Source organism: Pseudoalteromonas sp. S3431, assembly GCF_000690035.1.
GTDB lineage: Bacteria > Pseudomonadota > Gammaproteobacteria > Enterobacterales > Alteromonadaceae > Pseudoalteromonas > Pseudoalteromonas fuliginea.
On the sequence record NZ_JJNY01000105.1, the window covers coordinates 20,821 to 32,318 of the forward strand.

Here is an 11,498-nt window from a genome sequence, read left to right on the forward strand (position 1 = left end):
AGCCGTACTTTGAATAGAAAATGCTTAGGTCGTGTTGAACTTGGGAGGTTGAATTTACAGCAATTTGTTTGGTTTTTAGGCGGCGCAGAGCCTGTGTAGTGTGGTTATTCCCAATAAATAGTTGATAACGCAGCATAAATACCAAACATTCGCGCCCTTGGGTTCTTTCTAGGGATGATTAACTCTTTGTTGCTTATATTGATGCAGATAAGGGGCGTGAGCAGGACACGGAAGCTTTACTCGGTTTTTACTTATTCTTACATGAATGTAAGCCAGTAGAGTAACGCAGGAGCAGTTATCGAGCTCACTAGGTTACAAACTTCACGCCGTGATTAAGCCTTGTTATAAATTGATTTAATAGGAATAAAATGACTAACTCATCAAAGTTTACCAGTATTGCAAAGTATTTATTGAATAAAAGAGGGCACAATAATGAAGTTTCAGATTTCCCTGAAAACCTGACTATTAGCTCAATGAATGACGTAATTAATGTACAAAAATTAATGATTAAGCTAAATAATAACACGGTTTATGGCTGGAAATGTATGTTGCCATTAGACAATGGTGCATACATTTTAGCTCCTCTTCTTCACATGCCAATTAAATCGATCGAACATTGCGAGCTTATTACAAAGAACGATAAAGCATTAATGGAGCCTGAAATTGCCTTTGTGTTGAATAAAAATTTAGATATCTTTAAAGAATATAAAAATGAAGAGGTAGATAATGCAATTGGTAGTGCCCACCTTGCTTTAGAGCTTATTCAAAATAGATTCACAGACGATTATTCGGCTACACATTTCGAAAAATTAGCGGATGGTTTGTCTAATCAAGGTGTTTATTTAGGCCCTAAAGTAGACATTAAAAAAGTATATGAGAGCAGCAACATACATATTACTGTTAAGCAAGGCGATAGGGAGTCAAATCATATTGGTAAACACCCAGCTCACTTGCCACAGGAGCCACTTTATTGGGCTATAAATTTCTTAGCGGCTAATGGCTTTGAATTAAAAACAGATCAAATTTTCATTACCGGTTCTTATAACGGTGTGATGGAGTTAGATATAAATGAGGTAACGTCAATTAAATATGAAGGTTTAGGCGAGTTTAAAGTCGAATTTGTTTCTAATAATTAGAGCAAATCCTAAAGCAGAACCTATGGGTAGTGCTTTTTTTGGTTTTTTATTACTTTGAATTGGTACGACTGAGTGGATTGGAACCATCGACCTTTGGAGCGGGTGATCAAGAGTGGGTAGTGTTTTTTTGGTTTTTTATTACTTTGAAGTGGTACGACTGAGTGGATTCGAACCACCGACCCCTACCATGTCAAGGTAGTGCTCTAACCAACTGAGCTACAGTCGTACAATTTTTGAGGTTTAACTTAAATAGATTTACTCTTTAAGTTAAGAATAAATGTTGGTACGACTGAGTGGATTCGAGTTACTGACCCTTGGACCGGGTGGTCAAGAGTAGGTAGTGCTCTTTCCTTCAGATGTACTTTTATTTATTTTACTTAAACGTTGGTACGACTGAATGGATTCGAACTACTGACCTTTGGACCGGGTGATCAAGAGTAGGTAGTGCTTTTTCCTTCAGATGTACTTTTATTTATTTTACTTAAATGTTGGTACGACTGAGTGGATTCGAGTTACTGACCCTTGGACCGGGTGGTCAAGAGTAGGTAGTGCTCTTTCCTTCAATTATACGTTTCATCAATGTTGGTACGACTGAGTGGATTCGAACCACCGACCCCTACCATGTCAAGGTAGTGCTCTAACCAACTGAGCTACAGTCGTATTACTGTTTAAGTAAGTTGTTAATTACTTAACAACGGCGGCTAATATATAGCGTGGCGGGTGGTGAATCAAGCAAGTTTGTTATTTTTGAGTTTATTTGCCGTTTTTTTATTCATATTGGGCTTATTTCACACGTTTTATAAAATTTTTGCCACCAAACTACATGATCTACTGCTGAGCCTTTTAATTGATTTAGTAAATTGTTGGGTGAGTTTTCATCTATTAAATAATTAATTTGCTTAACCGTTATATTTTCTTCAAACCAAAGTCGGTTGTAAAGTGGTTGTAATACTTCAAGGTATCCGGTCAGTTGTGCTTGGTATGGCTGAATTTGTTTTAAATAATATTTTTGAAATACATTACTTATTATTTTAGCTTCTTTTTTATTTTTACCCGTAGGGCAAAGATCGCCGAAGCTTATTGTTTTTACAAACTGTGTTGCGCTGTTGTTGAGTGCTATTTGTTGCCTAGCGGATTGAATAAGCGCTTGGTTAAATCTGTATTTGTTGAGTTGCTCTAATGCATTAAACAGGCTGTCAGTATTAACTTGACTAAATTGCTGAGATTTTATCTGTTTTTTTATAGTAACAAGTTGCGTAAGCGCCTCTACAGTGTCGCTATACCCTGCAGGTTGCATTGAAAGCTCGTTTGATGTGAGTAACCAAGTGCGGTTGAGCTCAGGCTCTTTAAATAGCATGGTATTAAAGTAGTGCATTAAGTGTGCTTGCTTTTGTTTTTTTGCGTCACTTATTTTGCTATAAATAGCGGTATTGTCATCAAGTGTATTTAAGCAATTATCAGCGCTTTGAATGAAATTTATTTGGTACTTTAGTTGGCTCGCCGCAGTTGCTGTTTTGCCAAGTTGATTATTGTGCTCGCTTATAAGTACATTAAGCCTACAGCGGGTAAGCCCAGCAAATTCAACTATGCTTAGGGTAATTTTGCTCTCGCTGAGCACTGACGGTCTTGTTAGTTTTAATTGCTCAAGCACTACCGGTGTAATGGGTGAGGTGTTAAGTGTGTCACTTAAACGCGTTATGTAGGTATTATTTATTGAGCTAGGTGCTTTACTGCAACTAGTTAGCGTAAAAACGCTCACTAACAGCAATATAACGACTGGTAGTGAGCGCTTTATTATTAATTTACTCGGTAATGAATGGTTCACGTTTAAAGCGCTTATTTACTGTGAGCATCAACAATACGGCGGCAACGGTTAGCCCGACTATTATTCCGACCCAAAAACCGTGTGGCCCCATTGCTGGCACTATTATGTCTGTTCTTGCCAATACGTAACCTAAGCTAAAGCCGATTAACCAATACGATATAAAGGTGATATAGGAAATAGGTGCTGTGTATTTTAAACCCCGTAATACACCGTTTGCTGCTACTTGCAGAGCATCAGGTAGTTGATAAACACAGGCTAAAATCATAATTGAGGTAGCAAGGGCAATTACTTCGGGACTATCTGTGTACAACTGGCTAATTAAATCACGACCTGTAAATGTAATAAGTGCTAAAAACAGTGCGATAACAATCGCTAAAATATAACTGGTCGACACGGCGACCCTTAATTGCTTTAAATGATTTTGACCATATAGATTACCAATACGGATACTAATAGCGATAGAAAGGCTTAGCGGCATCATAAACAATAATGTAGTTACACTGGCTGCTATTTGATGACCTGATACAGCCACAGCGCCTAAATGCGCTATAAATAGAGGAATACAGGCAAATAAGGTTACTTCAAAAAAGGTGGCTAATGAAATTGGAATACCTAATTTTGTAATAGTTACAATGGTGGCTAGGTTAGGTTTTTCAAATGGAGTAAGCAGGCCTTTAGCGTCTACTTTTTTACTTAGTTGGCAGTAAGTCACTTGTGCAATTGCCATAACAGTTAAAACAATTGCTGTTGCAATACCACAACCCGCGCCGCCGTAGGCAGGTAAACCAAACAAACCATTTATAAAAATATAATTTACCGGAATATTCACAGCTAAACCCAGCAAGCTTATGTAAAAAGCGGGTTTAGTCATGCCCATGCCTTCGGTCATGTTTCTATAAGTGGTAAAAATTAAAAAGCCGAATACACCCCATTTAACAAAATGAATGTAGTCAAAAGCAAGGCTTGCAATTGCTGGGCTGGTATCGAGCCTTAATATAATTATGTCGGCTAGATAAGTGATACCGAACCCTATAGCACTCAATAGTACGGTTAAATAAAGGGCTTGTTGAAAATAATGGCTAATACCTTTTTTGTCATTCGCACCTGCGCACTGAGCAATGATACCGGTGAGCGCTAATAAAATGCCTTGTAATGCAAGTAACAAAGGATTCCAAATACCTGTGGCAATAGACAGTGCCGCTAAATCTGTAGGACTTACTTGACCGGCCATAATAGTGTCGACCACCGACATTAAAACAAGGGTAACTTGAGCTAAAAAAACAGGAAGAGCAAGAGAGAGTAAGCGTTTAGCTTCCCAATTACAAAAGGTCATAAAAACAGCTATTTAATAAAACAGAACACAATTGTAATCTATTGTGTTTCAAATAAAAATCTCAGTTGTGAATGATTTTATTAGTTGATACGTTAAACTATCACTTTGTAATAATTTTAAGTGATTTTATGTTTACAGGAATAGTGCAAACGCAAGCAACAGTGGTTTCTAAAACTCAAACAGCCGGCGTTCTACGTTTAGTTATATCGGTAAGTGATGAATATGTAAAACACCTAGATTTAGGCGCAAGTATAGCTATTAACGGGTGTTGCTTAACTGTTGTGCAAGTTGAACTAAGTAACCATGATGTGGTGGCGCAAGTACATTTTGATGTGATTGACGAAACCCTAAAGCTAACTAATTTAGGGTTGCTTGAGCTAGGCAGCTTAGTTAATTACGAGCGCTCAGTTACGTTTGGTACTGAATTGGGTGGGCATATAGTGTCTGGGCATATTCATTGTACGTCACAAATCTCTCAAATTGTGAAGCTTGAGAATAACTGTAAAATTCAATTAAGCTTACCAAAAGAGTGGAAAAAGTATGTGTTATATAAAGGCTTTGTTGCTATAAATGGCGCAAGCTTAACCGTGGGTGAAATTGACGAGCAAGGATTTTGGTTACACCTTATTCCCGAAACGCTCGCTATTACAAACATTGGTGCAGCACAAGTAGGTGATAAGCTAAATATTGAAGTAGATCAGCAAACTTATACTATTGTAAACACGATAGAAAATTACTTACGCCATCAGGTTTAAATTAAAATATTTGTTCGTCGTCGCTGTCTACGTGTAGCTCTAATTTATTGTTAGCATAGTCTATATGCATGTTTAAATGAATTGGGTTACAGCAGGCTGCACAGTCTTCTATATAATCTTGATCGCCCATACTTGCATCTAAGTCTAAATGAATGTGGTGTCCGCAATGTGGGCAGGCGATTCGTTGTGACAAAAAGTCTTTCATAATCACTCCAGTTATAAATAATTAAGTGGTTGCAAATAACTCTAGCAAAAACTTAATGGATCAAAGCTGAACTCCTTACTTTACTAAATATAGTCGGTCTGGAGGATTGTGACACTTATTTTACATTGGTTGCTGTGAGCATTTCTATATGTTGTTTTGCTTCAGTGAGATAGTGTCCAGCAAAAATGTTAGCGTGATTTAAAATTGGGTATAATTGATAAATCAATTTTCGTTTTTGATAGTTTTGCGAAAGCGGATATTGCTGATTGTAGGCAGTATAAAAATTTTCAGGGAGCGGGGCAAACAACTCGCTCATCGCAATATCAACTTCCCGATCACCATAATAACAAGCTGGATTAAATACGGTTGGAAGCATATTGATAAACCCCATGTTTCCGCGCCAAAAATCACCGTGCAGTAATGATGGCTTTACTTGATGGCTATGGAGTTGTTCTTTTATCGTATTTATTAAGCGTTCGGGTTCAACAAAGTTAATGCCTTTTTCAGCGAGTAACTGTAATTGCCAGCCGATACGTTCTTCGGCATAAAATACGTCCCATTTTTTATGCCAGCGGTTAGGTTGTATGGTTGTAGCTAAATAATTGTCTACATCAAAACCAAACATAGCCTGTTCATGTATGGTGTGCATTTTAGCCAAGTTTTTACCCATAGCAGACCACGTATCATGAGGTTGTTTATCAAGTACTAGCCATTCTAAAACGATAAACGAAAATTCTATGTTTGCACCTGTTACAATGCAATCGGGCACCATAAATACACTATTTTGTGCTAAAAGTTCTAAACCGATAGCTTCACTTTCAAAACGTTCGAGTTCATTTTTTAATGCTACTTTTACTAAGTAGTTTTGTGTACCGTTACTTAAATGAAATAGTTTATCGGAGCTGGAACTTTGTAGTTGGCGTTTGTGGGTGTGTTTAAAATCATAATGAATAGCTTGGCTGATGTGCTCGTTTACTGTTTTCCACATAACAATTGCTCACCTTTTAAACAGATAGTTAAACTATGGCAAAAAGGAATTAATTTAACAATCTAAACGTTGTAAAATTAACGGCTATATTGCATAAAACTACATTTACTGTAATGGAGTAAGAATGAACAAAAGTTTAATAACCAATTCGCTAGCAGGTTTATGTGTTGTTGTAGGTTTTGTGTTTAACCAAGCAATTGTGCTATCTGTTGGTTTATTTGCACTTTCTGGTGCGGTAACTAATTTATTGGCTATTCATATGTTATTCGAAAAGGTTCCGTTTTTATATGGCTCAGGCGTTATAGCACTTAAATTTGAAAGTTTTAAAGTGGCCATAAGAAACTTAATATTAACGGAGTTTTTTTCAGAGCAAAAAATTAATAATTTACTAAATAAAGCACAGCCAAATATCGACTTTGAGCCAATAATTAGCAATGTTGATTTAAACCCTGCTTTTGACAATTTGTTAGAAGTAATAGAGCAATCTCAGTTTGGCAGTATGCTAGGAATGTTTGGCGGTACAGCGGCAATAGAGCCAATGCGTGAAAAGTTTATTGAAAAAATGCAACTGTCGCTTGGTGAGATCTCTCAAACTGACGATTTTAAAGCATTAGTAACCCAAACACTTTCACAAGGTAACAGCGCAGAGAGTTTATATAAAACAGTGCTTAAACTAGTTGATGAGCGCTTAGATGAGCTTACCCCTAAGATGGTGAAAGAGATTATTCAAACTATGATCCGCGAGCACCTAGGCTGGCTTGTTGTGTGGGGCGGTGTATTTGGTGGTTTATTTGGCTTAATAGCGGTGATTATCTAACTTAAAATGAATTAAGCAAGCGGTTTAACAGCCTGCTTAATTGCTTTTTAGCTGCCATTTATTTAGGGCTTGTAATAATAGTTACTGTAGGCATGTTTACTTTGGCTAAATCTTTAATTGATGTGCGTGTTGTCGCTTCAATATTTAGATAATTAGCGCTTTTATCTAAATTATAAAGTGATACAAATTCTGTTATTGGTAAGTTATTACATTGCAGTTTGTTGATGGCGGCTTTACTGGTACGTAAATCACGCAGTGTTGCACGCAATTTATAGGCTTTATTAGACGCAACAGCCATACAAGCCTGTGTACCTGGGCTTGTATCAGCAGCAACAAATTTTGCTGCTAAAGTTGGCGTTGTAATAAGTGCCGCGCTTAATACTAAGCCAGTATATAAAGTTGCTTTTAATATGTTCATAATTTATTCCTCATTATTTGCGGGTGCAGGGTAAGTATTAAACGAATTGAATAAAAAAGCTGTTAACCAAATGCAACAAGCTGTAAGCAAGTATGTGATTAATACACACTTATAATTAGATGTATGAATTAATAGCAATTTAAGTATGTTTTTTGACACACTTATATAAATTTTTTTATTACAGCTGATTTATTTTTTCAGGCTGTTATTATCGCCCCCATAATTTAGTCGTGTTTTTTTAGGAGCAACGGTGAGCAAAACGTTAGCCAGTTATTATCAGCAAGCATACGCTTGCGATCAGCAGCATTTTAACCAGTGTTTTTATTGTGGTTGTGAAGCAACAGAGCGCGACCATTGTCCACCATTGCATATGCTACAAAGCATTGTTGATTTAGGTGAAGAGGCTGACTTTATCTCTATCCCTGCGTGTTATGAGTGTCATGCACTTTTACATAACGAAAGACTGATGACGATTGATGAGCGTTTTACCAAGCTTAAAAAAAAGCTCTCAAATAAATATGCTAAACCACTGCGCGTTTATAACATGTGGGAAGAAAGCGAACTTGGCGACATGAGCGACGAGTTTGCCCATAGTATTCAAGCGGGTATGAAATTAGGAAAAGAAGCCGCTGAGCGTTTAGCCTTTACGGGTTTTAGCTATGCCACAGAAGATGCCAAAGTAGCTGTGCGTGAAAAAACGAAAGAGTTTGATGTAGAGGGCATGATATTTACCGACTTTAAAGAAGCGCTAAATTACTGCATTAATGATTTAAACGTACAAAAAAGTGACTTTTATAAAATTTTGGTTGAAGACTACCAAGGTGATTTTAATAAAGCATTGAGCCAGTATCGTCACCGTCATGACAAAGTAACTGCAGCTAAAGACGGTAATACACTTATTAAAGATTTTTCAAAGCTACATAAGCAAAACTCTGATTTTGTGACGCGTACGGTAAAGCACTTTATAAGCAAAGACCCCTCGCTTACCACCGAAGGTGCGCTTGAAAAGTTGTATAACAATTATATAAAGAAATAATTACAGATATTCATCTTAATTAACTGCGTTTTCACCTGTTTTTTTGGCTTTATTCCTTAGCTTTCGCTAAAGTAGCAAAAAAACAGGAGATCCAAACAACATGCAAAAATTTGCACCTTCTTTATTAGCAGTGGGCTTAGCTGCTGCACTTGTAGGTTGCCAAGAAAACGGCCCGCAAGACGATAAAATAACAATTAACAAAAACCCTTACCCAAGTACTTATCAGCCAGTTTCTACATCTAGCACATTAATTACCAATGCCACCGTTTTAACAGGTACTGGTGAGCGTTTAGATGAAACAGATGTATTACTTGTTGACGGCAAAGTACAACAAGTCGGTAAAGACTTAACAGCCACTGCTGATATTACAATTGATGCACAAGGCAAATGGGTAACACCGGGTATTATTGACGTACATTCACATTTAGGCGCATACCCAAGCCCGTCGGTTGAGTCGCATCAAGATGGTAACGAAATGACCAGCCCTAACACTGCAGAAGTGTGGGTTGAGCATTCTGTCTGGCCACAAGATCCAGGCTTTAACCGCGCCCGCGAAGGCGGCATTACTTCTCTGCAAATTTTACCAGGCTCAGCTAACTTATTTGGTGGTCGCGGTGTTACGCTTAAAAATGTACCTGCACACACTATGCAAGGCATGAAATTTCCTGGCGCGCCGTATGGTTTAAAAATGGCATGTGGTGAAAACCCTAAACGTGTTTATGGTCGCAAAGGCGTGCTGCCTTCAACTCGTATGGGTAATATGGCTGGTTACCGTATGGCATGGGCTGAGGCTGCTGAATACAAACGTGCATGGGATAAGTACGATGCCGATTACGCGGCAGGTTTAAACCCAGAAGCACCAGTACGTGATATTAAACACGATACGCTACGCGGTGTGCTTGAAGGCGAAGTGATGATTCATAATCATTGTTATAAAGCTGAAGAAATGGCAATGATGATTGACCTGTCAAAAGAATTTGGTTACCACGCAGGTACTTTTCATCACGGTGTAGAAGCATATAAAATTGCTGACTTACTTGCCCAAAATGGTTCGTGTGCTGCACTTTGGCCAGACTGGTGGGGCTTTAAAATGGAAGCCTACGATATGGTACAAGAAAACGTGGCTATTGTTGATGCGGTTAAAAACTCGTGTGCAGTTGTTCACTCAGATTCAGATACTACTATTCAGCGTTTAAACCAAGAAGCGGGCAAGGTTATGTACCGCGCTAACGAAAATGGTTTTGATATTTCTGAGCAACACGCTATTAAATGGATCACGTCTAACGCTGCTAAATCGTTAGGTATTGATGACAAAACAGGTTCACTAGAAGCAGGTAAGCAGGGCGATGTTGTTATTTGGAATCAAAGCCCATTTAGTGTTTATGCTAAAGCTGAACAAGTGTTTGTTGATGGTGCAAAAGTTTACGATAGAAACGACAGCGCGTATCAAGCAGTAAGTGATTTTATGTTAGGTCAACAATAAGGAGCACCCAGAATGAAAAATTTATCACGTTCGTTTTCGCTTTCTCTGGTTGCTGCAGGATTATTAGCATCTGGTGCTGTAAGCGCACAATCGCTAGCAATTATTAATGCAACATTACATACGTCATCTGATCAAGGTGTATTAGAAGCGGCAAGCATTGTAATGACAGATGGTAAAATCACCGCGATTAACCCAACTGAAGTGAAAGCTGATAAGGTTATTGATGCAAAAGGTCAAATTGTAACCCCTGGCTTTATTGCAAGTATTAACCAACTTGGTTTAGTTGAAGTAAGTGCAGTTGCGGGCTCGCGCGATGCAGGCGAGGATAAAGCCGGTATCGATTTTGACGTAAGCTTGGCTTACAACGCTCATTCAAGCTTAGTGCCTTATGCTCGTAAAGGCGGCGTAACACGCGATGTAATTACTCCACATGGCGGCGATAGCATTTTTTCAGGCCTTGCCAGTGTTGTTGATTTAAGTGGTAGTTTTGACAGCGACATGCAAAAACAAGCGGCTTTAATTGTTTACTTAGGTGAGCGTAGTAAAGGCTCACGTGCTTTTACTTTGCAAACACTTATTAATAAGCTTGATGAGCACAAAACTAAAGCTGGTAAAAAAGCGAAAAAAGACGATGACAAACCAAGTACTGAAGATAAAGTCATGGCAAAAGTACTCACTGGCGAAATGCCATTAGTGGTTGGCGTATCACGTGCGGCTGATATTATTGAGCTCATTAAAGTAAAAGAGCAATTTGGCATTAATTTAGTGCTTAACGGTGCGCAAGATGCTGTTGTAGTTAAAGAGCGCGTTGCTAAAGCAAATATCCCAGTGATCGTTAGTGCAATGGATAGCTTACCAGGAAGCTTTGATTCGCTTCATGCGAGTTTAGATAATGCTAGTGTGCTTGAAAAAGCGGGCGTTAAAGTATTACTAACAGTAGGCGGCGATGCAAGCCACAACATTTATCAGCTACGTTTTGATGCTGGTAATGCTGTGTCGTACGGTATGAGCCAAGAAGGTGCGTTAAAAGCGGTTACATCAAACGTTGCTGATGTATTTGGTATTAATGCAGGTAGCCTTGAAGTTGGTAAAGCTGCTGATGTAGTAATATGGAGTAATGACCCGTTTGAGCTAAGCAGCCATGTGAGCAAAATGTTTATTAATGGCGTTGAGGTTTCTACACAATCGCGTCAAGATAAACTGCGTGACCGCTATACGACAGATTCAAAAATGCCACGTGCTTATACCAACCCGCAATAATACTTAATCAATTTGAGGGATTAAATCTGACGGTAACTGCGTTAAAAATTTCTGATATAGAGCAACTAAATAACGAAATTTTTGCCTTGTTATCGACAAGATTTTCTTGCCTCAAAGTTGATCACTTAATTAAGCGAATTGGTATGATACTAAATAATTAAATAAATAAATTTAATTATTCAAAGGCCGCTATTTTATAAGTAGCGGCCTTTTTTTGTAAAGTTTATACCAACCTGCATAAA

Annotated in this window: 11 protein-coding genes and 2 tRNA genes; 6 read left to right on the top strand and 7 right to left on the bottom strand. The window is 38.1% G+C overall.

The window, feature by feature from the left end; translation table 11 throughout:
• Positions 1-368 precede the first annotated feature (368 nt).
• On the top strand, positions 369-1,136 hold the full coding sequence (locus DO88_RS01335; RefSeq protein ID WP_007378513.1) for a hypothetical protein: 768 nt from the start codon (positions 369-371) through the stop codon (positions 1,134-1,136).
• A 149-nt stretch (positions 1,137-1,285) separates the two neighbouring features.
• On the opposite strand, the gene DO88_RS01330 is transcribed toward DO88_RS01335, so the two are convergent.
• The 4 genes from DO88_RS01330 to DO88_RS01315 all read right to left on the bottom strand — a co-directional run bounded on the left by DO88_RS01330 (position 1,286) and on the right by DO88_RS01315 (position 4,294).
• Positions 1,286-1,362: transfer RNA gene (locus tag DO88_RS01330), tRNA-Val, on the bottom strand.
• 357 nt (positions 1,363-1,719) lie between these two features.
• Positions 1,720-1,796 (bottom strand) — tRNA-Val (locus tag DO88_RS01325).
• 112 nt (positions 1,797-1,908) lie between these two features.
• Positions 1,909-2,961 (bottom strand): DUF3080 family protein, encoded by a 1,053-nt coding sequence (locus DO88_RS01320; protein ID WP_007375652.1) that lies wholly within the window; start codon positions 2,959-2,961, stop codon positions 1,909-1,911.
• The gene (locus DO88_RS01315) at positions 2,939-4,294 is read right to left on the bottom strand and encodes an MATE family efflux transporter (RefSeq protein WP_007375653.1); all 1,356 of its coding nucleotides are present in this window, start codon (positions 4,292-4,294) and stop codon (positions 2,939-2,941) included. Before DO88_RS01315 ends, DO88_RS01320 begins: the two co-directional genes overlap by 23 nt.
• A gap of 128 nt (positions 4,295-4,422) precedes the next feature.
• Here DO88_RS01315 and DO88_RS01310 point away from each other — a divergent pair, with 128 nt between their 5' ends.
• Entirely contained in the window at positions 4,423-5,049 is a 627-nt protein-coding gene (locus DO88_RS01310; protein ID WP_033040938.1) for a riboflavin synthase, read from the top strand.
• A gap of 1 nt (position 5,050) precedes the next feature.
• Here DO88_RS01310 and DO88_RS01305 read toward each other — a convergent pair whose 3' ends face one another.
• Together DO88_RS01305 and DO88_RS01300 are read right to left on the bottom strand one after the other, a co-directional pair.
• A complete protein-coding gene (locus tag DO88_RS01305) occupies positions 5,051-5,254 on the bottom strand; it encodes a CPXCG motif-containing cysteine-rich protein (protein WP_007375655.1) in 204 nt (67 codons plus the stop codon).
• Positions 5,255-5,369: 115 nt separating this feature from the next.
• Positions 5,370-6,242 (bottom strand): fructosamine kinase family protein, encoded by an 873-nt coding sequence (locus DO88_RS01300; RefSeq protein WP_007375656.1) that lies wholly within the window; start codon positions 6,240-6,242, stop codon positions 5,370-5,372.
• A gap of 124 nt (positions 6,243-6,366) precedes the next feature.
• Between DO88_RS01300 and DO88_RS01295 the strand changes: the two genes are divergently transcribed.
• Complete coding sequence (locus tag DO88_RS01295) at positions 6,367-7,059, top strand: hypothetical protein (RefSeq protein WP_007375657.1); 693 nt, start codon at positions 6,367-6,369, stop codon at positions 7,057-7,059.
• Positions 7,060-7,117: 58 nt separating this feature from the next.
• Here DO88_RS01295 and DO88_RS01290 read toward each other — a convergent pair whose 3' ends face one another.
• Positions 7,118-7,477, bottom strand: a complete 360-nt coding sequence (locus tag DO88_RS01290) for a DUF3718 domain-containing protein (protein ID WP_007375658.1) — start codon at positions 7,475-7,477, stop codon at positions 7,118-7,120.
• A gap of 250 nt (positions 7,478-7,727) precedes the next feature.
• Between DO88_RS01290 and DO88_RS01285 the strand changes: the two genes are divergently transcribed.
• The 3 genes from DO88_RS01285 (at position 7,728) to DO88_RS01275 (ending at position 11,256) form a co-directional block, all read left to right on the top strand.
• A complete protein-coding gene (locus DO88_RS01285; RefSeq protein WP_002962505.1) occupies positions 7,728-8,513 on the top strand; it encodes a hypothetical protein in 786 nt (261 codons plus the stop codon).
• Positions 8,514-8,613: 100 nt separating this feature from the next.
• Positions 8,614-9,996 (top strand): amidohydrolase, encoded by a 1,383-nt coding sequence (locus DO88_RS01280; RefSeq protein WP_007375660.1) that lies wholly within the window; start codon positions 8,614-8,616, stop codon positions 9,994-9,996.
• 12 nt (positions 9,997-10,008) lie between these two features.
• Positions 10,009-11,256 carry an amidohydrolase family protein gene (locus DO88_RS01275; protein ID WP_033040936.1) on the top strand — a complete coding sequence of 416 codons (1,248 nt, stop codon included), beginning with the start codon at positions 10,009-10,011 and terminating at the stop codon, positions 11,254-11,256.
• The last annotated feature ends 242 nt before the right edge of the window (positions 11,257-11,498 follow it).

Coding starts and splice junctions, on each gene's coding strand:
- DO88_RS01335 (WP_007378513.1), top strand. CDS start 369: ATGACTAACTCATCAAAGTTTACCAGTATTGCAAAGTATTTATTGAAT.
- DO88_RS01315 (WP_007375653.1), bottom strand. CDS start 4,294: ATGACCTTTTGTAATTGGGAAGCTAAACGCTTACTCTCTCTTGCTCTT.
- DO88_RS01310 (WP_033040938.1), top strand. CDS start 4,423: ATGTTTACAGGAATAGTGCAAACGCAAGCAACAGTGGTTTCTAAAACT.
- DO88_RS01305 (WP_007375655.1), bottom strand. CDS start 5,254: ATGAAAGACTTTTTGTCACAACGAATCGCCTGCCCACATTGCGGACAC.
- DO88_RS01300 (WP_007375656.1), bottom strand. CDS start 6,242: ATGTGGAAAACAGTAAACGAGCACATCAGCCAAGCTATTCATTATGAT.
- DO88_RS01295 (WP_007375657.1), top strand. CDS start 6,367: ATGAACAAAAGTTTAATAACCAATTCGCTAGCAGGTTTATGTGTTGTT.
- DO88_RS01290 (WP_007375658.1), bottom strand. CDS start 7,477: ATGAACATATTAAAAGCAACTTTATATACTGGCTTAGTATTAAGCGCG.
- DO88_RS01280 (WP_007375660.1), top strand. CDS start 8,614: ATGCAAAAATTTGCACCTTCTTTATTAGCAGTGGGCTTAGCTGCTGCA.
- DO88_RS01275 (WP_033040936.1), top strand. CDS start 10,009: ATGAAAAATTTATCACGTTCGTTTTCGCTTTCTCTGGTTGCTGCAGGA.